General features: G+C 68.9%; 16 protein-coding genes. 3 read left to right on the plus strand and 13 right to left on the minus strand.

Translation table 11 applies throughout. From position 1 onward, the window contains the following. Positions 1 to 173 precede the first annotated feature (173 nt). Both lsr2 and lysS read right to left on the minus strand, forming a co-directional pair. Positions 174 to 515, minus strand: coding sequence for a histone-like nucleoid-structuring protein Lsr2 (lsr2, locus tag ABQE89_RS01275; RefSeq protein ID WP_448413310.1), 342 nt, complete (start codon positions 513 to 515; stop codon positions 174 to 176). A gap of 114 nt (positions 516 to 629) precedes the next feature. Beyond that, complete coding sequence (lysS, locus tag ABQE89_RS01280; RefSeq protein ID WP_448413312.1) at positions 630 to 2,153, minus strand: lysine--tRNA ligase; 1,524 nt, start codon at positions 2,151 to 2,153, stop codon at positions 630 to 632. A gap of 23 nt (positions 2,154 to 2,176) precedes the next feature. Here lysS and ABQE89_RS01285 point away from each other — a divergent pair, with 23 nt between their 5' ends. Beyond that, positions 2,177 to 3,415 (plus strand): alanine racemase, encoded by a 1,239-nt coding sequence (locus tag ABQE89_RS01285; RefSeq protein ID WP_448413314.1) that lies wholly within the window; start codon positions 2,177 to 2,179, stop codon positions 3,413 to 3,415. Here the strand turns inward: ABQE89_RS01285 and ABQE89_RS01290 are convergent. The 11 genes from ABQE89_RS01290 to ftsH form a co-directional block, all read right to left on the minus strand. Further along, positions 3,412 to 4,209 (minus strand): type III pantothenate kinase, encoded by a 798-nt coding sequence (locus ABQE89_RS01290; RefSeq protein ID WP_448413316.1) that lies wholly within the window; start codon positions 4,207 to 4,209, stop codon positions 3,412 to 3,414. The genes ABQE89_RS01285 and ABQE89_RS01290 overlap by 4 nt on opposite strands. Positions 4,210 to 4,213: 4 nt before the next feature. After that, the gene (gene panD / locus ABQE89_RS01295) at positions 4,214 to 4,630 is read right to left on the minus strand and encodes an aspartate 1-decarboxylase (protein WP_448413319.1); all 417 of its coding nucleotides are present in this window, start codon (positions 4,628 to 4,630) and stop codon (positions 4,214 to 4,216) included. Continuing rightward, on the minus strand, positions 4,630 to 5,562 hold the full coding sequence (panC, locus tag ABQE89_RS01300; RefSeq protein ID WP_448413321.1) for a pantoate--beta-alanine ligase: 933 nt from the start codon (positions 5,560 to 5,562) through the stop codon (positions 4,630 to 4,632). Before panC ends, panD begins: the two co-directional genes overlap by 1 nt. Beyond that, positions 5,559 to 6,482: a Rossmann-like and DUF2520 domain-containing protein gene (locus ABQE89_RS01305; protein WP_448413323.1), complete on the minus strand. Its 924-nt coding sequence runs from the start codon at positions 6,480 to 6,482 to the stop codon at positions 5,559 to 5,561. Before ABQE89_RS01305 ends, panC begins: the two co-directional genes overlap by 4 nt. A gap of 79 nt (positions 6,483 to 6,561) precedes the next feature. Further along, entirely contained in the window at positions 6,562 to 7,695 is a 1,134-nt protein-coding gene (locus ABQE89_RS01310) for a DUF6779 domain-containing protein (RefSeq protein WP_448413325.1), read from the minus strand. A gap of 77 nt (positions 7,696 to 7,772) precedes the next feature. Continuing rightward, positions 7,773 to 8,258, minus strand: a complete 486-nt coding sequence (locus ABQE89_RS01315; protein ID WP_448413327.1) for a DUF3180 domain-containing protein — start codon at positions 8,256 to 8,258, stop codon at positions 7,773 to 7,775. Further along, positions 8,258 to 8,770 carry a 2-amino-4-hydroxy-6-hydroxymethyldihydropteridine diphosphokinase gene (gene folK / locus ABQE89_RS01320; RefSeq protein ID WP_448413330.1) on the minus strand — a complete coding sequence of 171 codons (513 nt, stop codon included), beginning with the start codon at positions 8,768 to 8,770 and terminating at the stop codon, positions 8,258 to 8,260. The genes ABQE89_RS01315 and folK overlap by 1 nt, the downstream gene beginning before the upstream one ends. Then, positions 8,767 to 9,147 carry a dihydroneopterin aldolase gene (gene folB / locus ABQE89_RS01325; RefSeq protein ID WP_448413332.1) on the minus strand — a complete coding sequence of 127 codons (381 nt, stop codon included), beginning with the start codon at positions 9,145 to 9,147 and terminating at the stop codon, positions 8,767 to 8,769. Before folB ends, folK begins: the two co-directional genes overlap by 4 nt. Further along, on the minus strand, positions 9,140 to 9,937 hold the full coding sequence (folP, locus tag ABQE89_RS01330) for a dihydropteroate synthase (RefSeq protein WP_448413562.1): 798 nt from the start codon (positions 9,935 to 9,937) through the stop codon (positions 9,140 to 9,142). The genes folB and folP overlap by 8 nt, the downstream gene beginning before the upstream one ends. A 20-nt stretch (positions 9,938 to 9,957) precedes the next feature. Then, the gene (folE, locus tag ABQE89_RS01335; protein ID WP_448413334.1) at positions 9,958 to 10,539 is read right to left on the minus strand and encodes a GTP cyclohydrolase I FolE; all 582 of its coding nucleotides are present in this window, start codon (positions 10,537 to 10,539) and stop codon (positions 9,958 to 9,960) included. Between the two features lie 45 nt (positions 10,540 to 10,584). Continuing rightward, a complete protein-coding gene (gene ftsH / locus ABQE89_RS01340; RefSeq protein ID WP_448413336.1) occupies positions 10,585 to 12,918 on the minus strand; it encodes an ATP-dependent zinc metalloprotease FtsH in 2,334 nt (777 codons plus the stop codon). Between the two features lie 125 nt (positions 12,919 to 13,043). Between ftsH and ABQE89_RS01345 the strand changes: the two genes are divergently transcribed. Both ABQE89_RS01345 and ABQE89_RS01350 read left to right on the plus strand, forming a co-directional pair. Continuing rightward, positions 13,044 to 14,009, plus strand: coding sequence for an alpha/beta fold hydrolase (locus ABQE89_RS01345; RefSeq protein ID WP_448413338.1), 966 nt, complete (start codon positions 13,044 to 13,046; stop codon positions 14,007 to 14,009). Between the two features lie 76 nt (positions 14,010 to 14,085). Then, positions 14,086 to 14,829 (plus strand): SIMPL domain-containing protein, encoded by a 744-nt coding sequence (locus tag ABQE89_RS01350; RefSeq protein WP_448413340.1) that lies wholly within the window; start codon positions 14,086 to 14,088, stop codon positions 14,827 to 14,829. Positions 14,830 to 14,839: the final 10 nt, after the last annotated feature.

Below are 14,839 nucleotides of genomic sequence, written 5' to 3' on the forward strand. Positions count from 1 at the left end.
TCCACTGTAGTGGGCGACACTCGTCAGCGCCTCGCCTGCCGGTCTGCTCGTAGCGGACAGGAATGGCACCCGACACGCCATCGGCTGGTTATCCGATCGCTATCGGACCAACGCATCGGCTGCCCTATTCGTTTCCCGGCTCGCGCCGTGCCGGGTCAGCCGTCAGCGAACAGCTAGGTGGCTGCGTGGAAGGCGTCGATGACGTCGGCCGGGATGCGCCCGCGGGTGGACACGTTGTGACCGTTGCGACGTGCCCACTCCCGGATCGCGGCGCTCTGCTCGCGGTCGATGGCCGCGCGGCCGCGGCCGGAGCCCGCCGAGCGCCCGCGGCGCCTGCCGCCGACCCGGCGGCCCGCATCGATCCATTGCTTCAAGTCGTTGCGCAGCTTTGCGGCATTCTTCGAAGAAAGATCGATCTCGTAGCTCACCCCGTCCAACGCGAATTCGACGGTCTCAGCGGCTACGCCTTCACCATCCAAATCGTCGATCAGCGTGATGGTCACTTTCTTCGCCATTAGCCCTGACTGCCCTTCTGCTTGAGCATAGATACTACGTTTAGCCCGGTTCCCCCGGGGCACCAATGTGCCATATAAATGCACACCGCTCAACACGGTGTTCGGGCTGGCAGATCAGTTGCCGTGCGGACGAACAATGGGAAACAAAACCGTTTCCCGAATCGACAGACCCGTCAATGTCATCAACAACCTGTCGACGCCCATTCCCGTTCCCGTCGACGGCGGCATCGCATACTCCAAAGCGGCCAGAAAATCTTCGTCGAGGGCCATTGCCTCGTCGTCACCGGCCGCTGCGGCGCGGACCTGCGCCTCGAACCTTTCCCGCTGGATGACGGGATCGATGAGTTCGGAGTAGCCGGTAGCCAGTTCGACACGGCGGACGTAGAGGTCCCACTTCTCGGTGACGCCCTCGATGCTGCGGTGCGGGCGGGTCAACGGGGTGGTCTCCACCGGAAAGTCGCGGACGAATGTCGGTGCCCACAGCTTGTCGCCGACGAGGTGCTCCCAGAGTTCCTCGACCAATTTCCCGTGCCCGTATCCGCGGTCTCGGGGAATATCGAGTTCGAGTCGGTCGGCGATGCCCCACAGCTTTTCGGCGGGCGTTTGCGGGGTGATCTCTTCGCCGAGCGCTTCGGACAGCGAGGGGTACATTTCCACGGTCTGCCATTCGCCGTCCAGATCGTAGACGGTGCCATCAGGCAATGGCACTTGTCTGGTGCCGATCGCCTCATCGGCGACTTCCTGAATAAGTTCACGGGTGACGACCGCAGAATCGTCGTATGTGCCGTAGGCCTGATATGTCTCGAGCATCGAGAATTCCGGAGAATGCGTGGAATCGGTGCCCTCGTTTCGGAACACCCTATTCAACTCGAAAACCTTCTCGAATCCGCCCACCAAGCAACGCTTGAGGAACAGTTCCGGGGCGATCCGAAGGTAGAGATCCATGTCGAGCGCATTGGAGTGCGTGACGAACGGTCGCGCCGCCGCCCCGCCGGCCAGCGTCTGCAGCATCGGCGTCTCGACTTCCAGGAAGCCGCGCCGTTCCAGTGCGTTACGCACGGCACGGACCACCGCGATGCGTTGGCGCGCGACCTGACGGGCCTCCGGCCGCACGATCAGGTCGACATACCGCTGACGCACCCGCGCCTCTTCGCTCATTTCCTTGTGCGCGACGGGCAGCGGACGCAGTGCCTTGGCCGCCATCCGCCAGGAGTCGGCAAGTACCGACAGTTCTCCGCGGCGGGAACTGATCACCTCACCGTGGACGAAGACGATGTCGCCGAGGTCCACATCGGTCTTCCACGATTCGAGCGATTCGGCGCCCACCCGGTCGAAGCTGATCATCGCCTGCAACTGGGTGCCGTCACCCTCCTGCAGTGTGGCGAAACACAGCTTGCCGGAGTTCCGGGCGAACATCACCCGGCCGCTCACGCCGACGAGTTGACCGGTTTCGGCGCCCGCGGGCAGATCCGGGAAGGCCTGCCGGATCTCGGCCAGCGAGTGGGTCCGGTCGACGGCCACCGGGTACGGCTCGTGCCCCTCGGCCAGCAGCCGCTGCCGCTTGGCCTGGCGGATCCGGTACTGCTCCGGGATCTCCGCGCTGGTTTCGGGCGTATCGCCATCCTCGGGTGGGGTCACGGAGTGCCAGCTTAAATGAACCAATGCCGGTGGGTTTAAACGCGCTGACCGTGACGGCTCTGGCCGATGAACCGGTGGACTGGCGGTTCAAGGGGTTGCCCGCGACGTGGTGGGGCCGCACCCCGGCCGAAATCTGCGCGCAGGCGCCGAACCTGTTCGACAGCGGCGCGGTGGGCCCGGTGTGCGTACTGGACGCCGACGCGCTCGACCACAACCTCGCGACGATGGCGCGGTGGTGCCGGGAACACGCGGTGGAACTGGCCCCGCACGGTAAGACGCACATGGCCCCGCAACTGCTGGCCCGCCAACTGCAGGCGGGGGCCTGCGCGGTGACCGCCGCCACGATCGGTCAGGTCCGGGTGTTCCGCGCATTCGGGGTGCAGACGGTGGTGCTGGCCAACGAGCTCGTCGACGACGCGGGGCTGCGCTGGCTGGGCGCCGAGCTCGACGCCGATCCCGACTTCTCGCTGACCTGCTGGGTGGACTCGGTGCGTGGGGTGGAGCTGATGACGGCCGCGCTGGCGGCCGCCGGGGCGCGGCGGCCGGTGGATGTGTGCGTCGAGGTGGGCATGGCGGGCGGGCGCACCGGCTGTCGCACCGCCGACTGTGTCGACGAGGTGGCCCGCGCCGCCACCGAGTCCCCGCGGCTGCGACTGGTCGGCGTGGCGGGCTACGAAGCCGCGCTGGGCCACGACCTCGGGCCGCAGGCGGTGGCCGACGTCGCGGCGTACCTGGCGCAGATCCGTGCGGCGGTGCTGCGGCTGGCGCCGGTGTTCGAAACCGACCGCGTCATCGCGACCGCGGGCGGCAGCACCTACTTCGACACCGTCGCCGAGGTGCTCGGTGACTGGCCCGGCGCGCTGCCGGTGCGCACGATCGTGCGCAGCGGCTGTTATCTCACCCACGACGACGGGCTGTATCGGCGGACGTCGCCGCTGCGCGGGGCGCTGCGCCCCGCGCTCACGGTGTGGGCCCAGGTCGTTTCCCGGCCGGAGCCGTCGCTTGCGGTGCTGACGATGGGCCGCCGCGACGTGTCGTTCGACCAGGACCTGCCGGTGCCCTACGGGCTGCCGGGCAGCGAGGTGACCAAACTCAACGACCAACACGCCTATCTGCGGCTCGGGTCCGGCGACCGCGTCGAGGTCGGCGACTGGGTGCAGTTCGGCATCAGCCACCCCTGCACGGTCTTCGACAAGTGGGCGATGATTCCGCTGCTGGACTCCGCCGGCCGGGTGCGCGAACTGATCCGCACCTTCTTTTAACGGCGGTCGCGGTCCCGATTGCGCTCGAACACCAGCCGCAAACCGTCCAGGGTGAGGTGCTGATCGTAGTGGCCGACGGTGCGCATTTCGGGTAGCAGACGCGGCGCGATGTGCCCGGTGGCGACCACGGTGACGTCGTTGCCGGCGAACCCGTCGATGTCGTCGCGGATGCGTTGTACGAGACCGTCGACCAGGCCCGCGAACCCGAACACCGCGCCTGCCTGCATGCACTCGACGGTGTTCTTGCCGATCACCGACCGCGGCCGGGTCAACTCGACCCGGCGCAGCGCCGCCGACCTGGCCGCCGCGGCATCCGACGACACCTCGACGCCGGGGGCTATCGCGCCGCCGAGGAACTCACCCTTGGCCGACACCACGTCCACGCAGATCGACGAGCCGAAGTCGACGACGATCGCCGCGCCGCCGAACTTGTGAAACGCCGCCAGGCAGTTGACGATTCGATCAGCGCCGATTTCCTTCGGGTTGTCCACGAGCAGCGGAATTCCGGTGCGGACACCCGGTTCGATCAGCACATGCGGGACCGACGACCAGTACTGCTGCAACATCTCGCGCAGTTCGTGCATCACCGAGGGAACGGTGGACAAACCGGCCGCACCCGTCAGGCGGTCCGATTCGTCACCGATCAAACCGTCGATGGTCAGCGCCAACTCGTCGGCGGTGACGGCGGATTCGGTGCGGATCCGCCACTGGCTCGCCACTTTTGCGTGGTCGCCGGACCCCGACACCAGCCCGACGACGGTGTGGGTGTTGCGGACGTCGATCGCGAGCAGCACGTGGTTACCGCGACGACATCAGTTCAGCGGCATCGGCGGGCACGTAGGCGGGGTCCGACGAGTGCACGCCGAGGTCGATCTGCTTGTTGTCGGCGTCGACGAACACCACCCGCGGCTTGTACACACGAGCCTCCGCATCCTCCATCGTGCCGTAGGCGATGAGGATCACGAGATCGCCGGGATGTACCAGATGCGCTGCAGCTCCATTGATTCCGATGACCCCGCTACCACGCTCGCCGGTGATCGCATAGGTGACCAGCCGTGCCCCGTTGTCGATGTCGACGATGGTGACCTGCTCACCCTCGAGGAGGTCGGCCGCGTCCATCAGATCGGCGTCGATCGTGACCGAACCCACGTAGTGCAGATCGGCCTGTGTCACCGTCGCCCGGTGGATCTTCGACTTCAGCATGGTCCGTAACATCAGTTCCTCCAGGGCAATTCGTGTTCGTCGTACTCCACGTCCGGGCCGGGCCCAGATGGTCTGCCGACATCGATGGCGATGTTGTCCAGCAGCCTGGTGCGGCCGAGCCGGGCCGCGATCAACATGCGGGCCATCCCTTCTGCGGGTGGGCTGCCCAGCATGGGGTCGCGGATCTCCAGGTACTCCAACTCGATGGCGGGCACCGAATCGAGCACCGCGCGCGCCGCGTCCAGGGCCGCCGCGGTGCCCTCCCCCGCGGCGTACATGCCGGCCAGCAGTGCGGCCGACAGGGCGCCGGCTTGCTCGCGTTCCACGGGATCGAGGTAGCGATTGCGCGAGGACATCGCCAAACCGTCGGCCTCGCGCACGATGGGCACACCGACGATCTCGACGTCGACGTTGAGGTCGACGACCATCTGCCGGATCAGCGTGAGCTGCTGATAGTCCTTCTCGCCGAAGAAGGCCTTGTCCGGCCGGACGATCTGCAGCAGCTTGAGGACGACCGTCAGTACCCCCACGAAATGCGTTGGCCGCGAGACGCCCTCGAGTTCGGCGCCCATGGGGCCCGGGTGTACGCAGGTACGTTGGCCGTCGGGGTACATGTCGGCCGCGGTCGGGGTGAACGCGATCTGGACGCCTTCTGCCCGCAGTGCGGCCAGGTCGTCGTCGAGGGTGCGCGGATAGGTGTCGAGGTCCTCACCCACGGCGAACTGCAACGGATTGACGAAGATCGACACCACCACGACCGCGCCCGGCACCCGCCGGGCCGCGCGGATCAGCGCCATGTGCCCGTCGTGCAGGGCGCCCATCGTCGGCACCAGCATCACCCGCCGCCCGGTACCGCGCAGCGCCCTGGTCACCGCCGACACGTCGCGCGGTGCCGAGTAGACGTTCAACTCATCGGCATTGAACTGCGGACTGCGCGCGGTCATGACGTTCCCGACTTCGCCAGCGCATCGAACACGTCTTTGGGCGCGTGGGCGCGCTGGGCGGTGCGCAGCGAATTGGACCGATACGCTTGCGCAAGAAGGGAATCCGATTCATCCAATGCCCGCAGATGTCGGGCCACGGCGTCGGCGTCACCGCGGGCGACCGGACCGGTCAGTGCGGCCTGGCCACGCTGCAGAGCATTGTCCACCGAGGCGCGAGCGAGCGGGCCGATCACCCGCTCGGCGATGCCACCCGGCGTCTGTTCGACGAGCTCTTGGCCGAGCAGTTCCTGGCCCGCCAGCGCCGAGCGCAGCGCCTGGACCGCGTCGAGCAGCACGGTGACGACGTGGTTGCTGGCATGGGCCAACGCGGCGTGGTAGAGCGTGCGGGCCTCCTCGCGGACCCCGAACGGCTCGCCGCCGATCTCGAGCACCAGCGACTGCGCGATCGCGTAGCCCACCTCGTCGGCGGCGGTGACGCCGAAGCAGGTGCCGGGCAGCCGATCGATGTCCTCGTCCGAACCGGTGAACGTCATCGCGGGATGGATCGCCAGCGGGATGCAGCCCTGCTCGGTCAGCGGGCTCAACACCCCGATGCCGTTGGCCCCCGAGGTGTGCGCGACGATCGTGCCCTGGCGCACCGCTGCGGTGGCAGCCAGACCGGAGATCAGCCCGCCGAGCTCGGTGTCGGGCACCGCGAACAGCAGCAGCTCGGCGCGCCGCGCGACCTCGTCGACCGGCAGGATCACGGTATCGGGCAGCCGGCGCCGCGCGCGCTGCACCGACGCGTGCGACACGGCGCTGCACGCGATCACCACGTGCCCGGCGCGCTCGAAGGCGACGCCGAGCGCCGTGCCCACGCGACCAGCGGAAATGATGCCGATCGTGAGCCGCGCCGGACGGAGTCCGTCGGGGGTCCCCATGCAGACGACCTCGCTGAGTGTCAGAAAAGGTTCGTTCCAGTCCCGCGGTGCGGGTACCGGACGGTCGGTGAAAGTTTACTCACTCTTCGCGGCGGCGACGACGGCCGCCCCCCGTAGGGGTGGTCCGCAGCCGCGCCATGAGTTCGGCCACCGACTGCCCGCCGGTGTCCTCGCTGCGACGCCGCCGGCCGGCGGTCGGCGGCTCGTCGGGCGGCGTCGGCGGGTCTGCCGGCGCCGCATGGCGGCCACGGGGAGGTTCGGCGGCCGGCGCGGGAGTCGCGGTCGGCAGGTCGGGCTCGGGTGCGCGGCGCCTGCCGACGTATTCGGTGGCACCGTCGGTTGGATCCGTGACCGGGTGGGACGGGGTGGACGGCGTCGGCGCGGGTTCGGGCTGCGACCGCCAGTTGCTGCCCGGTGTGCCCGGTGGAATCCATTGGCCCTCGGCGGGAGCCGGTCGCCACGTCGGTGGCGGCTGGGGCGGTGGGGGCGCCGGGGCGGGCTCGGGCGGCGGGGGCGACGGTCGCGACGGCGGCAGCCACGGATACTCGGCTTCGGACGGGGGCGGCTGCGGAGCAGGTGGCGGCGTCGGTCGCGCCGGTGGCGGCGGAGCCCAGTCGAATTCGGCCGGATGAGGTTCCTCGGGCACGTCGATGATCGGGCTCTCGTCGGTGTGAAAGTCGCTGTCGTCGTGGACCTCGGTGTCGATGCGGCTGGCGGTGACCCGGCCCGCACTTTCGGTCCGGCGCGACGACCAGTCGCTTTCGATGGCGGGCCGGTCGGACAGGTCGGCGTCGAACAGCACCTCGAGGTTGGCCCGCAACGCGGCCAGTTCCGCGCGCAACCCGGCCACCTCGTCGGCCGCCTGCGACCGCAGTTCGGCGACCAGCTCGCGGCGCAACTGGGTCTCGACGGACAGCTCGTACTCCCTGCGCGCCGCGATCTCGCGGTCCAGTTGCAGGTCGTAGACGAGTTTGAGGTCGCGCACCTTGGCCTGGTCGGCGTCGCTCTGCCTGCGGTAGATCACGGACACGAACGCGGCCGCCACCGCCGCCCACAGCGCCAGGATGACCGCCAGCTTGAGCAACTCGACGCGGTTGGTGAACACCAGCGCTGCGCTGGCGCCGATGGCCAACACCAGCAACACGGTCAACAGCGACCAACCCGGCCTGCGACCGCTGCGCCGGGGCCGGGCGCCGCGGGACAGATCGGTCATGGGCCGACTGTACCTGTCACTGGTCACGTCGCGTGTCGACCGCTGCGGCGATTCGGCCCGGCGACCTGCGCGGCGAGCTACTCCGTTGCGCTGTCTGCGTTCTCGTGCGGGTCCTGCGGGGACTTGCAGCAATGTTGCAGCCACAGTGCGGCGATCACCAATGCCAGTGCCGATCCGGCGGCGACGAGCACGCCTGCGGTGTCCTCGCTCGCCACGCGCAAAGTGTCGCGCCGGGGCAACAGGTAGACCAGCACGCCCAGCCACCATCCGAGCACCAGCGCCCCCACCCACGCCGAGGCCTTCGCGATCACCACCGAGCGGGCCACCGCCAGCGGGTGCAGCCACCCGGCGGACAGGGAACCGGGGCCGATGCGGCCGTCGTTGATCTTGGCCCGCACGTAGAAGGCCCACCCCGCCTCCACGATCGCCACCGCAAGCAGCGACACCCCGGACAGCAGGGTGATCGGCGGGAACCACCGATACAAGAGCATCACCAGCAGATAGCCGACCGCCGCGGCGATCAGCACCGCGGCCGTCAGGTCACGCTTGCGGGTGGGGCCCATCAGGTCAGCGTCAGATCGGTCGGGCGTACCCCGTCGCGCTCGGCGGGATCGAGCGCGGCCAGCAACTCCGCCACCCGACGGCGCCTGCCGTCGACGGTCAACGTGGCGTCGGGGTCGACGGCCAGCCACGGAACCAGCACGAACGCGCGGGCATGCGCCAGCGGGTGCGGCAGCGTCAGGTCGTCGTCGCGCCACAGGACCTCGCGGTCACCGTCCCGGCAGCTGACCAGGTCGACGTCCAGCGTGCGTGGGCCCCACCGTTGGGTCCGCAGCCGCTCGGCGGCGCGTTCGAACTCCTGCGCCCGGCGCAACCATCCGGGCCCGTCGCGGCCGGGATCCGCCGCGATCACCACCGCGTTGAGGAACGCGCCCTGCTCGACCCCGCCCCACGGGTCGGTCTCGTAGACCGGCGACACCGCGCGCACCGCGTCGGACAGGCCGTCGACCACCGACCGCAGCATGGCCAACCGGTCGCCGAGATTCGACCCGACCGACAGCACGACCGTTGTCATGACCGGGTCTCACCACCGCGCCGGGAGCGCCGCGCCACCACCGCGACATCGGAGAAGTTCAGCGGAATCGGCGCATCGGGTTTGTGCACCACCACCTCGGTGGCCTGGATGCGCGCGTCGGCCATCACGGCCTCGGCGATCTCGGCGGTCACCGTCTCGATCAGGTCGCGTGGCGGTCCGGCCACGATGTCGGCCGCGGCCTTGGCCAGTGCGCCGTAGTCGACGGTGTCGGCGAGATCGTCACTGGCCGCCGCCACGGCCAGATCCATCCATACGGTGATGTCGACGACGAAGTCCTGGCCGTCGCGGCGCTCATGCTCGAAGACGCCGTGGTGACCGCGAACCGTCAAGCCGCGCAACTCTATCCGGTCAGCCATGCGTCCACGCCTCGAGCACCTTGAGGGCGTCGACCGAGGCGCGCACGTCGTGGACCCGCACTCCCCACGCGCCGTGCAGACCGGCGAGCGCGGAGATCACCGCGGTGGCCGTCTCCCTGCCGTCCGGTGGCCTTATCTGGCCGTGGGCGTCGGCGAGCAGCGAACCCAGGAAGCGCTTGCGCGAGGCGCCCACCAGCACCGGGACCCCGGTGGCGACGAATTCGGGCAGCGCGTGCAGCAGCGCCCAGTTGTGCTCGGCGGTCTTGGCGAATCCCAGGCCGGGGTCGATGATCAGCCGGGCCGGGTCGACGCCCGCGGCCACGGCGCTGTCGACGCCGGCCAGCAGTTCGTCGCGCACCTCGGCCACGACGTCTCGATAACCGGGCACGTCGTGCGGCCGCGACGTGCCCACCGAACGCCAATGCATCAGCACCCACGGGACTTTCGCGTCGGCCAGCAGCGGCGCCATGTTCGGATCGGCCCGGCCGCCCGAGACGTCGTTGACGATGGCGGCGCCGTTCTCCAGGGCGGCCTGCGCCACCGAGGCGTGCATGGTGTCGATGCTGACCGTGAGACCTTGTGCGGCAAGTTGTTTGATCACCGGCAACACCCGCGACGTCTCCACCTTCGGGTCGATGCGCGTCGCGCCCGGCCGGGTGGACTCGCCGCCGACGTCGATGATCGCGGCGCCGTCGGCGGCCAGTGCGACCCCGTGCGCGATGGCGCGATCAGCGTCGAGGAAGAGCCCTCCGTCGGAGAAGGAGTCGTCGGTGACGTTGACGACCCCCATCACCCGCGTGCGTGTCGCGCTCACGTTCGCAAGATCAGTTCCAGCGCCTCGGCCCTCGAAGCCGTATCGGTCTTGAACTGTCCGCGCACCGCCGAGGTGGTGGTGACGGCGCCGGGTTTGCGCACCCCGCGCATCGCCATGCACAGGTGCTCGGCCTCCACCACCACGATGACCCCGCGCGGGTCGAGCTTGCGCATCAGGGCATCGGCGATCTGGGCGGTCAACCGCTCCTGCACCTGCGGCCGCTTGGCGTACAGATCCACCAGGCGCGCGATCTTCGACAGGCCGGTCACCCGACCGTCCTCCCCGGGGATGTAGCCGACGTGGGCGACGCCGTGAAACGAGACCAGATGGTGCTCACACGTCGAGTACATCGGGATCTGCTTGACCAGTACGAGTTCGTCGTGCTGCTCGTCGAACGTGGTGTTGAGCACCGTGTCCGGGTTGGTGTACAGGCCGGCGAACAGCTCCTTGAGCGCGCGCGCCACCCGTGACGGGGTGTCTTGCAGACCCTGACGGTCGGGATCCTCCCCTACCGCGATCAACAACTCGCGAACGGCCGCCTCGGCGCGCGGTTGGTCGAAGGTCGCCGGCGACACCATCGCCGAATTGTTGTGAGACCGGGTCAATTTGAGCCTCTCTAGCGGTCAGCCCTGCGCTGGCGGATTGGGCCGACTGTCCTGGCCCTGGTCATCGTTCGGGTTCGGCGTCCCGCCGTGTGGCGCGGGTTGGCCCTGCTCCGGATGCTTCGGATACTGCGGGTACGGATAGGGCTGGTAGGGCGGCGCAGGCTGGTGTGGCTGTTGCCAGTGCGGCGGGTACCAGTAGCCCTGCGGGTGCTGGACCGGCTGCTGTTGTTGCTGCGGCTGCTGTCGCGGGGGCCACCCGGGTGCGTGCCAGCCGGCGGGCGCACCGTAGTCCGGCTGTGTCGGGGCCCCGTTGGCGCCTGACCCGTTGGGGCCGTGCGGCGGTGCCTGTGCGGCCTTGTTCGCCTCGGCCGCCTGGGTGGCCTGGGCGATCGCGGCCTTGAACGCGGGCTCGGGGACCGGTTTGGGCCACGGTTCACCGCGTTCCATCGCCAGCTCGCCGGGCGTCTTGATGGGCGGCTTGTCCGACGGGATGCGCCCGCCGAAGTCGTCGAACATCGTCAGCCGGGGCCGCTTCTTCACGTCGGCGAAGATGGCCTGCAGGTCGGCGCGGTGCAGCGTCTCCTTCTCCAGCAGTTGACCGGCCAGCGTGTCGAGCACGTCGCGGTACTCGGTGAGGATCTCCCACGCCTCGGTGTGGGCGGCCTCGATGAGCTTGCGGATCTCGTCGTCGATGTCGCGGGCCACCTCGTGGCTGTAGTCGGCCTGAGTGCCCATGGTCCGGCCCAGGAACGGGTCGCCGTGCTCGGTGCCGTAGCGCACCGCGCCCAGCTTGGAGCTCATGCCGTACTCGGTGACCATCGCGCGGGCGATCTTGGTGGCCTGTTCGATGTCGGACACCGCGCCGGTGGTGGGCTCGCGGAACACGAGTTCCTCGGCGGCGCGTCCGCCCATCGCGAACACCAGGCGCGCGATCATCTCCGAGCGGGTCATCAACCCCTTGTCGTCCTCGGGCACCGCGACGGCGTGGCCACCGGTGCGCCCGCGCGCCAGGATCGTCACCTTGTAGATCGGCTCGATGTCGGGCATCGCCCAGGCCGCCAGCGTGTGGCCGCCCTCGTGATAGGCGGTGATCTTCTTCTCGTGCTCGCTGATCAGGCGGCTCTTGCGGCGCGGCCCACCGACCACGCGGTCGACGGCCTCTTCCAGCGCCGCACCCGTGATCACCGTGCCGTTCTCGCGGGCGGTCAGCAGCGCGGCCTCGTTGATCACGTTGGCCAGGTCGGCGCCGGACATGCCGACGGTGCGCTTGGCCAGCCCGTCGAGATCGGCGTCGGGCGCCATCGGCTTACCTTGTGAATGCACCCGCAGCACCGCCCGGCGGCCCGCGAGGTCGGGGCTGCTGACCGGGATCTGGCGGTCGAAACGGCCCGGCCGCAGCAGCGCCGGGTCCAGGATGTCGGGCCGGTTGGTGGCGGCGATCAGGATCACGCCCTGCCGGTCGCCGAAACCGTCCATCTCGACCAGCAACTGGTTCAGCGTCTGTTCGCGTTCGTCGTGCCCGCCGCCGAGGCCCGCGCCGCGCTGGCGGCCCACCGCGTCGATCTCGTCGACGAAGATGATGCACGGTGAGTTCTGCTTGGCCTGTTCGAACAGGTCGCGCACCCGGGAGGCGCCGACGCCGACGAACATCTCGACGAAGTCCGAGCCGGAGATCGTGAAGAACGGCACGCCGGCCTCACCGGCGACCGCGCGCGCCAGCAGCGTCTTGCCCGTGCCGGGCGGGCCGTAGAGCAGCACGCCCTTGGGGATCTTGGCGCCCAGCGCCTGATATCGCGACGGGTTCTGCAGGAAATCCTTGATCTCGTAGAGCTCCTCGACCGCCTCGTCGACGCCCGCGACGTCGCCGAAGGTGGTCTTGGGCATGTCCTTGGACAGCTGCTTGGCCTTCGACTTGCCGAAGCCGAAGCCCATCCGGCCACCGGACTGCATGCGCGAGAACATCACGAACAGGCCGACCAGCAGCAGCAGCGGCAGCATGTAGATCAGCATCGAGCCGAGCATGCTGCCCTGGTTGACCACCGTGTTGACCGTCGCGCCCTTGGCCTGCAGGTCGTCGAAGATGGTGGCGCCGTAGCCGGTGGGGAACTTGGTGAGGATCTTGTCGCTGTCCTCGGTGGCGGCGTTGCCGTCCTTGAGTTCGAGCCTCAGCTGCTGCTCACGGTCGTCGATCTGCGCGCTCTTGACGTTGTCGCCGCTGATCTGGGCCATCGCCACCGAGGTGTCGACCGGCTTGTACCCGCGGGTGTCGTCGCTGAAATAATAAAACGACCAACCCAGCAACAGGACCACCGCGATCACGGTGAGCGTTCGGATCACATTCTTCCGGTTCATCAGCATCGACCGCTCTCGGTCAGGTCCTTCCAAGTACACGCGCAGCTGGGATAGTTCAGGCTACCGCTCCCCCAACGAACCGCGGTCGCCACGGGTTTCCTCCGACCCTGGCTAGGGTTGTGGCCGTGGTCACGGTGCGCGAACGGTTCGTCGAGACCAACGGCGTTCGCCTGCAGGTCACCGAGGCGGGCGACCGCGGCGCACCGGTGGTGGTGCTGACCCACGGCTTCCCCGAACTGGCCTACTCGTGGCGGCACCAGCTACCGGCGCTCGCGGCGGCGGGCTTTCACGTGCTGGCGCCCGATCAGCGCGGCTACGGCGGCTCGTCGAAACCGGCCGACGTCGAGGCGTACAACGTCGTCGACCTGTGCGCCGACGTGGTTGGCCTGCTCGACGACGTCGGCGCCGAGCGCGCTGTCATCGTCGGCCACGACTTCGGCGGCGTCGTCGCCTGGACGGCTCCACTGCTTCATCCCGACCGGTTCGCCGCGGTCGCCGGGCTGAGCGTGCCGCCGGTGCCGCGCTCGCGGGTGCCGACCACCCAGGCGTTCCGGCGGAAATTCGGCGACAACTTCTTCTACATCCTGTACTTCCAGGAACCGGGGCCCGCCGACGCCGAACTGAACCGGGACCCGGCCACCACCATGCGCAAACTTCTCGGCTCGCTGACCACCTCCGCCGACGAGGCCGAGGCCCTGCGCATGCTGCAACCCGGCCCGCAGGGCTTCATCGACCGCCTCCCGGACCCCAACGCCCTGCCGGACTGGATCAGCGAACACGAAATCGCCCACTACGTCGAGGAATTCACCCGCAACGGGTTCACCGCGCCGCTGAACTGGTACCGCTGCTTCGACCTGAACTGGAAACTGACGGCGACCACGCCCGCCGCCACCATCACGGTGCCGTCGCTGTTCATCGGCGGATCGGCCGATCCCACGCTCGCCTACACCCCGCGCCACCGCGTGGGTGAGGTCGTCGCCGGGGACTACCGCGAGGTGATGATCGAGGGCGCCGGGCACTGGATTCAGCAGGAACGCCCCGACGAGGTCAACGACGAGCTGCGGCGCTTCCTGACCGGTCTGGCGCTGTAGCTGCTCAATCATCAACTCCGGCACCGCAATACGGTCCGGCACGAACCGCCGCGCCTTCTGACGGTAGGGTGCCCTCATGCCGATCGCAGTCAGAGGAAAGTGGTCCACCAGGTTTCTGGTCCTGGCCGGCGCAGCAGCGGTGACGGCCGCGTTGTCCGGCTGCGACGCGACGGCGGGCCCGACGCCCGGCGGCGACACCGACGTGCGCCAGGTGACCGTGGTGGGGGCCGGCGAGGTTCAGGGCGAACCGGACACCCTGAACATCACGGCCTCGATCGAGTTCACCGCTGCCGACGTCACCGGCGCGATGAACCAGACCAGTGAGCGCCAGCAGCAGGTGATCACGGCGTTGGTGGACGCGGGCGTGGATCGCAAGGACATCAACACCGCCCAGGTCAGCCTGCAACCGCAGTTCGCGGGCGGCGGCGACAACCCGCAGAGCATCGTCGGCTACCGGGCCAGCAATTCGATCGAAATCAAGATCCGCCAGACCGACGCGGCGTCGCAGGCGCTCGCGCTGATCGTCAGCACCGGCGGTGACGCCACCCGGATCAACAACGTCAGCTATTCGATCGACGACGATTCTGCGCTCGTGCGTGACGCCCGCGCTCGTGCCTTCGAGGACGCCAAGGAGCGCGCCGAGCAGTACGCGCAGTTGTCCGGGTTGACCCTCGGCAAGGTCATTTCGATCTCGGAGGCCACCGGGTCCACACCGCCGACACCGCTGCCGATGCGCGGCGCCGAGATGGCGTCGGTACCGCTCGAACCCGGTCAGCAGACCGTCGGGTTCACCGTGACGGTGGTCTGGGAGCTCACCTAGGACGACAGGG

The sequence above is a fragment of the Mycolicibacterium sp. XJ1819 genome (assembly GCF_053483675.1).